This is a genomic window from Klebsiella sp. YJ (genome assembly GCF_002108615.1).
Classification (GTDB): Bacteria; Pseudomonadota; Gammaproteobacteria; order Enterobacterales; family Enterobacteriaceae; genus Klebsiella; species Klebsiella planticola.
Window position 1 is genome coordinate 78,614 of sequence record NZ_MTEG01000001.1, and the last position, 12,883, is coordinate 91,496.

The window sequence follows — 12,883 nt, forward strand, 5'->3', positions numbered from 1 at the left end:
GGCAGACCTTCGGCGGTCGGAGCGAGGCGTACAGGGCGAGGATGCGCAGCGGGCGGGCGCCGCCGACATACGGCTGACGCGGGGGGTTCCCCGGTTTACCACCGGGCCGGTTTTTCCGACTACCGCAAGCGGAAAACCAGAATTCCAGTCACTGACTGCAATTCTGGCTCATCAGACCGGCGAATAGCGCCGTTCAGGCAAGTTACCCGGTCACCACCGGAACGCGGGGCGCCAGCGCGCACATCAGCTCATAGCCGACGGTGCCGCAGACGCTGGCGACATCGTCAATTTTGATCTCTTTGCCCCACAGCTCTACCGGCGCACCGATCCCGGCCTGTGGGCAAGGCGTTAAATCGACCGCCAGCATATCCATCGACACCCGGCCTACCGTGCGGGTCCGAACGCCGTCAACCAGCACCGGCGTACCGTCCGGCGCCACGCGCGGATAGCCGTCGGCGTAACCGCAGGCCACAATCCCAATGCGCTGTTCGCCGGATGCCCGATACAGGCCGCCGTAGCCCACCGCCTCTCCCGCCTTCAGGTTCTGCACGGCGATGATTTCGCTGCTCAGCGTCATCACCGGCTTGAGGCCGCTATTGGCGATATCCTGCCATTGGCCGGAAGGCGAGGCGCCATACAGCACAATCCCCGGCCTCACCCAGTCGAAATGGGCTTCTGGATGCCACAGCGTCGCCGCGGAGTTAGCCAGCGAACGCCGGCAATCCAGCCCTTCCGCCGCCTGCTCGATACGGCGCATCGGCTCAATAATGCCCTGCGGATTTTCCGCATCGGCAAAATGCGACATCAGCGTCATTTCGCTGACGTTGTTCAGCGCCCGCAGCTGCTGCCAGACGGTATGAATGCGATCCGGCATAAAACCGAGGCGATTCATCCCGCTGTTAACCTTAACGTAGATATCCAGCGGCGCGTGGAGTTTGGCCTGCTGAAGCGCCTTAATCTGCCAGTTACTGTGCACGCTGGTGGTCAGGCGGTACTTATCGAACAGCGCCAGCTCATCGGCGTGGAAGAAACCCTCCAGCATCAGAATCGGCCCTTTCCAGCCGTGCTCGCGGAGCAGGATCGCCTCTTCAAGGTTGAGCATCGCGAAGCCATCAGCGCCGCTCAGCGCGCTCCAGACGCGCGACAGGCCGTGACCATAGGCGTTGGCTTTCACCACCGCCCACAGGCGCGAGGCGGGGGCCGCACGCCGGACAATCTGCAAATTCTGCCGCAAGGCCGACAAATCGATGCTGGCCAATACAGGACGGGACATGAAGACTCCTTAGTTATGAACGCCGTGCAGATGCTGAGCGCGTGCCGGAGTAAAGCCGGGGCTATAGCGCGCGACGGCCAGATCATCGTACGGAATGGCCGGTGTACGGCCTGAGATCAAATCACTGAGCAACTGTCCGGAACCGCAGGCCATGGTCCAGCCCAGCGTGCCGTGCCCGGTGTTCAGCCACAAATTCTTATACGCTGTACGGCCTACCACCGGCGTACCGTCCGGCGTCATCGGGCGCAGCCCGGTCCAGAATGTGGCCTGCTCAACGTGGCCGCCGCGCGGGAACAGATCGCGGACCACCATCTCCAGCGTTTCCCGGCGCGGCTTCAGCAGCTCTTTATTAAAGCCGACGATTTCCGCCATCCCGCCCACGCGGATACGCTGGTCAAAGCGGGTAATGGCGATTTTGTAGGTTTCATCAAGAATAGTCGAAACCGGCGCGCCGTCCTCCTCGGCAATCGGAATGGTCAGCGAATAGCCCTTCAGCGGATAGACCGGAATGTCCACCAGCCCTTTCAACATCGCGGTAGAGTAAGAACCAAAGGCCATCACATAAGCATCGCCTTTGATTATTTCAGCGCCGCATTTCACGCCGGCAATCTGTTCGCCTTCATAGAGCAGCGCGTCCACCGGCGTATTAAAGCGGAAGGTGACGCCCGCCTGTTCCGCCATCGCCGCCAGGCGCGTGGTAAACAGCTGGCAATCGCCGGTTTCATCATTGGGTAGACGCAGGCCGCCGGTCAGCTTATGGCTGACTTCGGCCAGCGCGGGCTCCACTTCCAGCAAACGTTTCGCTTCCAGAAGCTGGTACGGAACGCCGGCATCTTCCAGCACGGCGATGTCGCGGGTGGCGTTTTCATACTGTTTTTCCGTACGGAACAGCTGCAATGTGCCGCCCTGGCGGCCCTCATACTGGATCCCGGTGCTCTCACGCAGCGCTTTCAGGCAGTCGCGGCTGTATTCCGCCAGACGCACCATCCGCCCTTTGTTCTCCATATAATGGCGGGTATCGCAGTTGCGCAGCATTTGCCACATCCACTTTAGCTGGAACTGAGTCCCGTCAAGCCCGATAGCCAGCGGCGCGTGGCGCTGGAACATCCATTTGATGGCCTTCAGCGGCACGCCTGGCGCCGCCCACGGCGCAGCATAGCCCGGGGAAATCTGCCCGGCGTTAGCGGCGCTGGTCTCTTCCGCCGCCCCGGGTTGACGGTCGATAACCGTCACTTCATGACCCGCCTGGCTTAGATACCATGCACTCGCAACCCCAACTACCCCACTTCCCAGTATGACGACTCGCATAGCGACTCCGTAATAGTTAAAGAACAATCATCTGATTACAAATTGATAACTCAGTTGAAAATATTATTCAACATACGCTTTATTTATGGTGACTTAACTCACAGCAAACCGCACCAGCACTGACCCTATAGATTTACTATCTCCTGCTGCGCTTCATTTTTACTCAGAATAATATTCTGCTGGTTTGGGCAAATAAGGCCTTTAAGATTGCGAAATCGCGAAGAAAAGAAATTGTCGGGAGGCGCAGTTTGTCATCCCCTGTTCTATGCTTGATGAGAGGCTTTCCGTACAGAGAGAGCCACCTACAACGAGGGCGCGCTAATGGCTACGATTGATTCCATGAACAGGGACACTACTCGTTTAAGCGATGGACCCGACTGGACTTTTGAACTGCTGGAAACCTACCTTGCCGAGGTTGACCGGGTAGCGAAGCTATACCGTCTCGACACCTATCCGCACCAGATTGAAGTCATTACTTCCGAGCAGATGATGGATGCCTATTCCAGCGTCGGCATGCCCATCAACTACCCGCACTGGTCGTTCGGTAAAAAATTTATCGAAACCGAGCAGGCGTATAAGCACGGTCAGCAGGGGCTGGCCTATGAGATTGTGATTAACTCCAATCCCTGCATCGCCTACCTGATGGAGGAGAACACAATCACCATGCAGGCGCTGGTGATGGCCCATGCCTGCTACGGTCACAACTCTTTTTTCAAAAACAACTATCTGTTCCGCAGCTGGACCGACGCCAGCTCGATCATTGATTATCTGATTTTCGCCCGCAAATACATTACCGACTGCGAAGAGCGCTACGGCGTTGATGAGGTGGAGAAGCTCCTCGACTCCTGTCATGCCCTGATGAACTACGGCGTCGATCGCTACAAACGCCCGCAAAAAATCTCGTTGCAGGAGGAAAAAGCGCGGCAGAAAAGCCGGGAAGAGTATCTGCAAAGCCAGGTGAATATGCTATGGCGCACCCTGCCGAAGCGGGAAGAAGAAAAGACCATTGAGTCGGCCCGCCGCTACCCTTCAGAGCCGCAGGAGAACCTGCTGTACTTTATGGAGAAGAACGCGCCGCTGCTGGAGCCGTGGCAACGCGAAATCCTGCGTATCGTGCGCAAGGTCAGCCAGTATTTTTATCCGCAGAAGCAGACCCAGGTGATGAACGAAGGGTGGGCCACCTTCTGGCATTACACGATCCTCAATCACCTTTATGACGAAGGGAAAGTGACGGAGCGCTTTATGCTGGAGTTTCTGCACAGCCACACCAACGTGGTGTTCCAGCCGCCCTATAACAGCCAGTGGTATAACGGGATTAACCCGTACGCTCTGGGCTTCGCCATGTTCCAGGACATTAAGCGTATTTGCCAGTCGCCGACCGAAGAAGACCGCTACTGGTTCCCGGATATCGCCGGCTCTGACTGGCTGGAAACGCTGCATTTCGCGATGCGTGATTTCAAAGACGAGAGTTTTATCAGCCAGTTCCTGTCACCGAAGGTCATGCGCGACTTCCGCTTCTTTACGGTGCTGGATGACGATCATAATAACTACCTGGAGATCTCCGCTATCCATAACGAGGAGGGGTATCGGGAGATCCGCTCGAAGCTGTCCGCCCAATACAACCTCAGCAACCTCGAGCCGAATATTCAGGTATGGAGCGTCGATCTGCGCGGCGACCGCTCACTAACGCTGCGCTATGTGCCGCACAACCGCGTCCCGCTGGATAAAGGGCGTCGCGAAGTGCTCAAGCACGTCCATCGTCTGTGGGGGTTTGATATCCTGCTGGAACAACAAAATGCCGATGGCAGTATCGAACTGCTGGAGCGTAGCCCGCCGCGCCAGAACGCGCTGTAAAACGATGAAAAAATGCCCGACAGCTTGCCGGGCATTTTTTATAACGTCGGTGTCCTTTAACGCATGCCGATGACTAAATCACCCGACATGGTTTTCTGCATCCGGTGCCAGATCTCGCCGCTGTCGTGGCCGTAACGACGGACAATCTCGTAAACTTTTTCGTGCAGCCCCTCTTCGCACACTTTCGCCAGCTGATGATAGAAGCCCAGCGCCAGGCTGCGCGCTTCCGGATTGGCAAAATAGTGACGACCGATGCGAGTGTACAGCCCTTTCATTCCGTTGAGGATCAGGCCGTAAATCGGGTTACCAGAGGCGAACGCCAGGCCGCGGAAGATGTTGTAATCCAGCTCGGCAAACGCGTCGGCGTGATCTTCGACTTCCCGCGCGCTGGCAAGCACCTCCAGCGCATTGTCAGGATGCTGACGGAACGCAGTGCGGATGAAGATGGTAGAGATGTTGGTACGTACCGACAGCAGGTTATCGATCAGCTGCGGAACGCTGTCATGATCAAGACGCGCCAGAGTTTCGAGAATATTCAGCCCGGACGTTTCCCAGAAATTGTTCACCTTCGTTGGCTTGCCGTGCTGAATCGTCAACCAACCATCACGGGCCAGACGTTGCAACACTTCGCGTAAGGTGGTGCGGGTCACACCAATGAGTTCAGAAAGTTCACGTTCGGCGGGGAGGATGGTGCCTGGGGGAAAACGATTATTCCAGATACTCTCGATGATGTACTCTTCCGCGAAACCCGCAGGGCTTTGCGCCTTAATGACCATAATTAGATTTCCATTACACAGCGTTGCAAATTCCACTCATCATACCAGAGCCGCTATAGAGCAGATAGCGTCAGAAAGTAATTAAAAGGGGATCGCCGTTTCATTTTCAACTTTTCGTTACCCCCCGCCATCGCGCGAACGCGAGGCGAAGTAAGTTGCTTCCCGTTTTGCTCAACTGGTAATCTTGTGAATAGTTACGCGTAAAATTATGTCATTAATTTGACGGGAAGGAAGTCTGTCGTGGAAATGTCTTATGGCCGCGCCCTGTGGCGCAATTTTCTTGGCCAGTCCCCTGACTGGTATAAACTCGCTCTCATCATTGTTTTGATCGTTAACCCTCTGGTTTTTCACCTCAATCCGTTTATTGCCGGCTGGATGCTGGTGGTGGAATTTATCTTTACCCTCGCCATGGCGCTCAAGTGTTATCCGCTCCTGCCGGGAGGCCTGCTGGCGATTGAGGCGGTGATGATCGGCATGACCAGCCCGGAACATGTCCGCGAAGAGATTGCCAGCAATCTGGAAGTGCTCCTGCTGCTGATGTTCATGGTGGCGGGGATCTATTTTATGAAGCAGCTGCTGCTGTTTATCTTTACCCGCCTGCTGCTGGGGATTCGCAGTAAGATGCTGCTGTCGCTCTCTTTTTGTCTCGCAGCGGCCTTCCTCTCCGCCTTCCTCGATGCGCTGACCGTTGTGGCGGTAGTGATCAGCGTCGCCGTTGGCTTCTACGGCATCTATCACCGCGTCGCCTCCGCGCGCCCGGATGATAACGATATCCTCGACGATAGCCACATCGACCAGCATTATCGTGACGTGCTGGAACAGTTCCGCGGCTTTCTGCGCAGCCTGATGATGCATGCGGGCGTCGGGACGGCGCTCGGCGGCGTAATGACCATGGTGGGCGAGCCGCAAAACCTGATCATTGCCAAGGCGGCGGGCTGGCACTTCGGCGAGTTCTTTTTGCGGATGGCTCCGGTGACGCTGCCGGTGATGATCTGCGGCCTGCTGACCTGCCTGCTGCTGGAGAAAACCAAACGGTTCGGCTACGGTGAACCGTTGCCACCAGTCGTACGTAAGGTGTTACAGGAGTTCGACGATCGCAGCCGTCAGCAGCGAAGCCGTCAGGATCGCCTGCGGCTGATTGCGCAGGGGATTATCGGTATCTGGCTGGTGACCGCGCTGGCGATGCACCTTGCTGAAGTGGGGCTGATCGGTTTATCGGTGATTATTCTGGCGACGACTTTCTCCGGCGTCACCGACGAGCATGCCATCGGCAAAGCCTTTACCGAGGCGCTGCCGTTCACCGCCCTGCTGACCGTATTTTTCGCCGTGGTTGCGGTGATCATCGACCAGCACCTGTTTACGCCGGTGATTCAGTTTGTCCTCCAGGCATCACCGCACGCCCAACTGTCGTTGTTCTATCTGTTTAACGGGTTACTGTCGTCGATTTCCGACAACGTCTTCGTTGGCACGGTGTATATCAACGAAGCCCGAACGGCGCTGCAGAACGGCGTTATCAGCCTGCCGCAGTTTGAACTGCTGGCGGTGGCGATCAATACCGGCACCAACCTGCCTTCCGTCGCCACCCCTAACGGCCAGGCGGCGTTTCTTTTCCTGCTGACCTCCGCGCTGGCGCCGCTGATTCGCCTTTCCTATGGCCGTATGGTGTGGATGGCGCTGCCCTACACCATCGTCATGACCCTGGTGGGGCTGCTGTGCGTTGAATTCGCATTGATGCCTGTCACCCAGTGGATGCTCGATAACCACTGGCTCATCACGCCGTCACTTCCTTAAATTAAGCTCCGGTTATCCGCCTCCGTCAGGCGGATAACCGCACTTCTTTTATGTAATATTTTCCAACAAGCTGCTGGCGTCGGTACGGTTTTCGTTTACACTGCCATGATTTGGCATGTTCCAGGGAAATGACTATGTTGCGATATTTAAACCAGTGCTCAAGGGGACGCGGAGCCTGGCTCCTGATGGCGTTAACCGCTTTTATCCTTGAATTAGTCGCGCTGTGGTTCCAGCACGTGATGTTGCTGCAACCCTGTGTGATGTGTATTTATGAACGTTGTGCATTATTAGGCATTATGGGCGCCGGTATTGTCGGGGCCATCGCGCCAAAAACGCCGTTACGCTATGTGGCGCTGGTCATCTGGCTGTATAGCGCGCTGCGCGGTCTGCAGCTGGCGTGGGAGCACACTATGATTCAGCTGCACCCTTCCCCGTTTCAGACCTGTGATTTCGCCGCGCGTTTTCCAACGTGGCTCCCGCTGGATAAATGGATCCCGCAGATGTTCGTCGCCAGCGGCGACTGCTCCGTTCGTCAGTGGGAATTTCTGACGCTGGAGATGCCACAGTGGCTGGTAGGGATCTTCGCCGCCTATCTGATCGTGGCGCTGCTGGTGCTGATTGCTCAGCCTTTCAAACCGAAAAAGCGCGATCTCTTCGGCCGCTAAGTCAGTGGTAAAAAAACGCTCCTTCAAGAGCGTTTTTTTTTGCCTGTCGATTGACGACGACAGATCAAAAGATGCATATTAAATACATCTTTTGATCTGTCCACTAAGGAGCTGACGATGTCTCACCTGCGTATTCCTGCTCACTGGAAAGTTAAACGCTCCACCCCTTTTTTCACCAAACAGAACGTCCCCGCCGCCCTGCTCAGCCACCACAATACCGCCGCCGGCGTTTTCGGTCAGCTGTGCGTAATGGAAGGAACCGTCACCTATTATGGCTTTGCTGACGAACAGGCAAGCGAGCCGGAAGTCAAAGTGGTGATTAACGCCGGCCAGTTTGCCACCAGTCCGCCGCAGTACTGGCATCGCATCGAGATGAGCGATGACGCGCAGTTCAATATCAATTTCTGGGTTGAAGAAGAGAGCCATGGCGAAAACGGGCTGTTTCACCCTAAGAAAGCCTGACCCAGCCGCTCAGATACCTTGAAACACAAAACCCGCCTCGCGGCGGGTTTTAGCAAACGATAGCAAGCATCAACGCTTCACTGCGCCCAGTCGGGCTTATTCAAAATATGGTCCTGCCAGTCGCGCACCGTCTCTTCTTTAACCGCAATATGGCGCACGGAGATGCGTTCGCCATGCATCGCCGCTTTCGAGCCGCTCAGCAGCGGGTGCCAGTTTGGCAGAGGATTCCCTTCTGCCAGCAGGCGATAGGCGCAGGTCGGTGGTAGCCATTCGAACGTAGGCAGATTATCGCGGGTCAGCTTGATGCAGTCCGGCTCATACTCGAAACGTCGTTCATAGTTCCGGCACTGGCAGGTTTTAATATTTAACTGACGACAGGCGACGTTGGTGAAATAGATCTCATCCGTATCCTCATCCATCAGCTTATGCAGGCAGCACTGTCCGCAGCCGTCGCACAGTGATTCCCACTCCGCGTCGGTCATTTCATCAAGTGTTTTTTGCTGCCAGAAAAGTTGTTCGCTCATAGGGGATATCCGTCATTGCCATTCAGGGTGCACCTTATAACCAGTCTGGCACGCTGATGCAAGTTTTGCCGCCCGCAAAGGCGGCAAAAGGACGTTACAGTACGCGGGTGGAGAGCGTCAGACCATTAAAGCCGACTTCCAGCTCATCGCCGCTGCTCAGCGGCCCGACGCCTTCTGGCGTGCCGGTCAGGATGATATCGCCGGCTTTGAGCGTAAAGAAACGCGACATATAGGCAATCAGCGGGACGATTTTATGGATCATATCGGCCGTTGTTCCCTGCTGACGAACGTCGCCGTTCACTTTCAGGCTCAGCGGCGTATTTTGCGGGTCGCTATGAAATTCTGCCGCCGGAATAAAACCGGAAACCGGGCAAGAATTATCAAAGCCCTTGGCTTTTTCCCACGGCTGGCCGGCCTTTTTCATCTTACCCTGCAGATCGCGCAGGGTAAGATCCAGCGCTACGCCGTAGCCCGCAATCGCTTTCAGGACGTGCTCTTCCGTCGCCTGGCGCAGCGTGCTGCCAATCAGCACCGCCAGTTCAACTTCGTGATGCACCGAACCCAATCCCTCGGGGAGCACCAACGGCTGGCGGATATCGCATAGCGCCGTCTCAGGTTTAATAAACAGCACCGGTTCTTCCGGCATTGCACTGCCCATTTCCTTAATGTGGTTTGCATAATTGCTGCCCACGCAAACGACTTTACTTACCGGATAATCCAGTAATGCTCCCTGCCAGTTATGATGTTGGTACATTATTTCCCCTCGGTGGGTTAATCAGATTTATTCCCCTGTTCCGCCAGGTGTTTCTTAAGTAGATTCTCAGTCGGAGGAGGAAGTTGGAGATAATAGCCCTGATCAATCAGGGACTGTTTGACTTTTTCCAGATCGGCACCGGCAAGCTTTTTCCGTCCGTCGAGCGGTAACAGCATGGTCATCTGCGGCGTGCCGAAGCTTGCCATCAGTTCGACAGGAACGCGTGAGAAATCGTCCCTTTTTTCGACATATAAATAGGTTTGCTCACGTTTAGTACTTCGATAGATCACACAAAACATAGTTTTACTCGGAATTAGACCCGTGGTCACTTGCCTCAATATATGAGTGACTATAACATGCCTTTTAGTCTTCGGAATATCACCGCACTTCGGCAGGTGATAAACAGCAAATTGAGTAAGGCCAGGATGTCAAATACGCCAATCGAACTTAAGGGCAGTAGCTTCACCTTATCTGTCGTTCATTTGCACGACGCAAATCCCGAGGTTATTCGTCAGGCGTTAGAAGACAAGATCGCCCAGGCTCCCGCTTTTTTACGTCACGCTCCGGTCGTTGTGAACCTCAGCAATGTCGAAAACGACGTTGACTGGCGCCCTATGCACGAAGCCATTGTCAGCACCGGTTTACGGATTATGGGCGTGAGTGGTTGCAAAATCCCGCGGCTCAAAACGGAAATCGACCGCGCCGGGATTCCTTTACTGACGGAAGGGAAAGAGAAAATCCCCCGCCAGGCGACGCCAGAGCCGGTCGCGCCGCCGCCAGTTGTTAATCCGATCACAAAAACGCGTTTAATTGATCTGCCGGTACGTTCCGGTCAGCGCATTTATGCACCAAACTGTGATCTGATTGTTACAAATCATGTGAGTGCCGGTGCGGAACTTATTGCCGATGGTAACATCCATGTTTATGGCATGATGCGGGGACGCGCACTCGCGGGCGCAGGCGGCGACAGAGAAGCGCAAATATTTTGTTCACACCTCACGGCGGAACTGGTTTCCATCGCAGGGGAATACTGGCTGAGTGATAATATCCCGGCCGAATTTTATGGCAAAGCGGCCCGCCTGCGTCTGGGTGATACCGCTTTGACTATTCAACCGTTGAGTTAGTCCCTTTTTAACAAGGAATTTCTATGGCACGCATTATTGTTGTGACTTCGGGTAAAGGGGGCGTTGGCAAGACCACCTCCAGCGCGGCCATCGCTACCGGTTTGGCCCAGAAGGGAAAGAAAACTGTCGTTATCGACTTTGATATCGGTCTGCGTAACCTCGACCTGATTATGGGCTGCGAGCGTCGGGTAGTTTATGACTTCGTCAACGTGATTCAGGGCGATGCCACGCTGAATCAGGCGTTAATCAAAGATAAACGCACCGACAATCTCTATATCCTCCCCGCCTCCCAGACGCGTGATAAAGATGCGCTGACCCGCGAAGGTGTAGATAAAGTTCTCGAAGAACTGAAAAAGATGAACTTCGATTTTGTGGTCTGCGACTCTCCTGCAGGCATTGAAACCGGTGCGCTGATGGCGCTCTATTTTGCCGACGAAGCCATCATCACCACCAACCCGGAAGTCTCCTCCGTTCGTGACTCCGACCGTATCCTCGGTATCCTCGCCTCCAAATCCCGCCGCGCGGAAAATGGCGATGAGCCGATCAAAGAACACCTGCTGCTCACGCGCTATAACCCAGGTCGTGTAAACAAAGGCGACATGCTGAGCATGGAAGACGTTCTGGAAATCTTGCGTATCAATCTGGTAGGCGTGATCCCGGAAGATCAGTCCGTGCTGCGGGCGTCAAACCAGGGTGAGCCGGTTATCCTGGATGACGCGTCAGACGCAGGTAAGGCCTATGCCGATACGGTTGAACGTCTGCTCGGAGAAGAACGTCCTTTCCGCTTCATTGAAGAAGAGAAGAAAGGTTTCCTCAAACGCCTGTTCGGAGGATAAATTATGGCATTACTCGACTTTTTTCTCTCGCGGAAAAAGAACACGGCCAACATTGCGAAAGAGCGCCTGCAAATCATCGTCGCGGAGCGTCGTCGCGGCGACGCTGAACCGCATTATCTGCCGCAGTTACGCAAAGATATTCTGGAGGTGATTTGTAAGTATGTACAGATCGACCCGGAAATGGTCAGCGTTCAGCTGGAACAACGGGATGGCGATATTTCGATTCTGGAGTTGAACGTGACTTTGCCAGAAACGGAAGAGTCGAAACCCTGAGCCAAATAAACCCGACAGCCTTGGGCTATCGGGTTGGTTGGCATAGTGGCCCGGAGAGTCTGTCCGGGCTTTTTGCTGCGGCTTAGCGCGGGTATTCGCTTAACAACGCCTGCAGACGATCGGCCATCAGGTCGCTTCGCCAGCCGGAAATCAGCTCAGGTCGTCCGTTTCCGCTTTTCAACTGCCAGTGCCAGTTCAGCAGCTGGTTAATCTGTCGTCTTGATGCCAGCAGCTCTGCGCTCAGCCCCTTCTCGGTACTCACTTCCTGCACCAGCGCTTTAATCTCTTTAAAGACTTTGCGGTAGCCCGGCATATCAATCAAGTTTTGCAGCGGCTCCGGCAGCGCCTCTTCAGGCAGCTCCTGGGCTTTCGCCACCAGACTTATCAGCGTTTTGCCGTGAAAACGAATTTCGCTGCCGGACAGGCCGAGGCTATCAAGTTCCCCGAGGCTCCCCGGCATATAGCGCGCCACGTTCCACAGATGCTCTTCACGAACCACAAAATTGACCGCCATATCGCGATCGCGCGCCTTACGTAAACGCCACTCCGCCAGCAGCTGCAGGCAGCCCAGTTGACGGGTGCGCAGCTGCCAGGCGTTGCCGATATCACGCCACGCCTGCGCCGGGTCCTGCACTTCCTGACGGCGTTGCTGCATCAGACGGCATTCGTCCAGCGCGGCATCCAGCCAGCCAGCGGCCTCGGTTTCCGCCATCAGCTTGCTGGCGATCGGCAGAAGATACCAGACATCCGCCGCCGCATAGTCGCACTGACGCTGGGTCAGCGGACGAGCCAGCCAGTCAGTGCGCGACTCGCTCTTATCCAGCGCAATGCCGGTATACTCTTCCACCATTGACGCAAATCCCCAGGACATCGGGCGCCCGCAAAAAGCGGCCAGAATCTGGGTATCAATCAACGGCTCCGGCATCAGGTTAAAGGTGTTGAGGAACACTTCCAGATCTTCACTGCCAGCGTGCAGGTACTTGGTGACGTCTTTGTTCAGCAGCAGCTCACGCATCGGCGCCCAGTCGGTTATCTCCAGCGGGTCAATCAGCGAAACCTGTTCACCGTCAAACAGCTGGAGCAGGCCCAGCTGCGGATAATAGGTGCGGGTGCGGACAAATTCTGTATCCAGCGCAATCGCGGGTGCCGCGTTTGCCGCTTCACAGATGGCGCGAAGACCATCGTCGGTGGTGATCATCTGATAGTTCAAATCATGCTCTCTTAACTTGCGCCCATAAAAAAC

General features: G+C 55.4%; 14 protein-coding genes. 7 read left to right on the forward strand and 7 right to left on the reverse strand.

The window, feature by feature from the left end:
- Positions 1-202: 202 nt before the first annotated feature.
- Both dadX and BV390_RS00345 read right to left on the reverse strand, forming a co-directional pair.
- Positions 203-1,273, reverse strand: coding sequence for a catabolic alanine racemase DadX (gene dadX / locus BV390_RS00340; RefSeq protein WP_032687020.1), 1,071 nt, complete (start codon positions 1,271-1,273; stop codon positions 203-205).
- Positions 1,274-1,282: 9 nt separating this feature from the next.
- Complete coding sequence (locus BV390_RS00345) at positions 1,283-2,581, reverse strand: D-amino acid dehydrogenase (RefSeq protein WP_032695266.1); 1,299 nt, start codon at positions 2,579-2,581, stop codon at positions 1,283-1,285.
- A 321-nt stretch (positions 2,582-2,902) separates the two neighbouring features.
- On the opposite strand from BV390_RS00345, the gene BV390_RS00350 reads away from it, so the two are divergent.
- The gene (locus tag BV390_RS00350) at positions 2,903-4,435 is read left to right on the forward strand and encodes a SpoVR family protein (protein ID WP_004863842.1); all 1,533 of its coding nucleotides are present in this window, start codon (positions 2,903-2,905) and stop codon (positions 4,433-4,435) included.
- A 56-nt stretch (positions 4,436-4,491) separates the two neighbouring features.
- Here the strand turns inward: BV390_RS00350 and fadR are convergent, their stop codons facing one another.
- Entirely contained in the window at positions 4,492-5,211 is a 720-nt protein-coding gene (gene fadR / locus BV390_RS00355; RefSeq protein ID WP_004863845.1) for a fatty acid metabolism transcriptional regulator FadR, read from the reverse strand.
- 240 nt (positions 5,212-5,451) lie between these two features.
- Between fadR and nhaB the strand changes: the two genes are divergently transcribed.
- From nhaB to BV390_RS00370, 3 genes are all read left to right on the forward strand, one after another.
- A complete protein-coding gene (nhaB, locus tag BV390_RS00360; RefSeq protein WP_032687018.1) occupies positions 5,452-7,002 on the forward strand; it encodes a sodium/proton antiporter NhaB in 1,551 nt (516 codons plus the stop codon).
- A gap of 134 nt (positions 7,003-7,136) precedes the next feature.
- Positions 7,137-7,667, forward strand: coding sequence for a disulfide bond formation protein DsbB (gene dsbB / locus BV390_RS00365; protein ID WP_004863849.1), 531 nt, complete (start codon positions 7,137-7,139; stop codon positions 7,665-7,667).
- A gap of 117 nt (positions 7,668-7,784) precedes the next feature.
- A complete protein-coding gene (locus BV390_RS00370; protein WP_085396351.1) occupies positions 7,785-8,129 on the forward strand; it encodes a TehB family protein in 345 nt (114 codons plus the stop codon).
- 77 nt (positions 8,130-8,206) lie between these two features.
- Here the strand turns inward: BV390_RS00370 and BV390_RS00375 are convergent, their stop codons facing one another.
- The 3 genes from BV390_RS00375 to BV390_RS00385 all read right to left on the reverse strand — a co-directional run bounded on the left by BV390_RS00375 (position 8,207) and on the right by BV390_RS00385 (position 9,706).
- Positions 8,207-8,653, reverse strand: coding sequence for a YcgN family cysteine cluster protein (locus tag BV390_RS00375; RefSeq protein WP_085396352.1), 447 nt, complete (start codon positions 8,651-8,653; stop codon positions 8,207-8,209).
- A 94-nt stretch (positions 8,654-8,747) separates the two neighbouring features.
- Positions 8,748-9,407 (reverse strand): fumarylacetoacetate hydrolase family protein, encoded by a 660-nt coding sequence (locus BV390_RS00380; RefSeq protein WP_004863860.1) that lies wholly within the window; start codon positions 9,405-9,407, stop codon positions 8,748-8,750.
- A gap of 17 nt (positions 9,408-9,424) precedes the next feature.
- Positions 9,425-9,706, reverse strand: a complete 282-nt coding sequence (locus BV390_RS00385; protein WP_004863862.1) for a YcgL domain-containing protein — start codon at positions 9,704-9,706, stop codon at positions 9,425-9,427.
- A gap of 126 nt (positions 9,707-9,832) precedes the next feature.
- On the opposite strand from BV390_RS00385, the gene minC reads away from it, so the two are divergent.
- The 3 genes from minC to minE are packed head-to-tail and all read left to right on the forward strand — an operon-like array spanning position 9,833 to position 11,640.
- The gene (minC, locus tag BV390_RS00390; protein ID WP_032687016.1) at positions 9,833-10,531 is read left to right on the forward strand and encodes a septum site-determining protein MinC; all 699 of its coding nucleotides are present in this window, start codon (positions 9,833-9,835) and stop codon (positions 10,529-10,531) included.
- A gap of 23 nt (positions 10,532-10,554) precedes the next feature.
- A complete protein-coding gene (minD, locus tag BV390_RS00395) occupies positions 10,555-11,367 on the forward strand; it encodes a septum site-determining protein MinD (protein ID WP_004863866.1) in 813 nt (270 codons plus the stop codon).
- Between the two features lie 3 nt (positions 11,368-11,370).
- Positions 11,371-11,640, forward strand: a complete 270-nt coding sequence (gene minE, locus BV390_RS00400; protein WP_004103270.1) for a cell division topological specificity factor MinE — start codon at positions 11,371-11,373, stop codon at positions 11,638-11,640.
- 82 nt (positions 11,641-11,722) lie between these two features.
- Here the strand turns inward: minE and rnd are convergent, their stop codons facing one another.
- On the reverse strand, positions 11,723-12,838 hold the full coding sequence (rnd, locus tag BV390_RS00405) for a ribonuclease D (protein WP_162180084.1): 1,116 nt from the start codon (positions 12,836-12,838) through the stop codon (positions 11,723-11,725).
- Between the last annotated feature and the right edge of the window lie 45 nt (positions 12,839-12,883).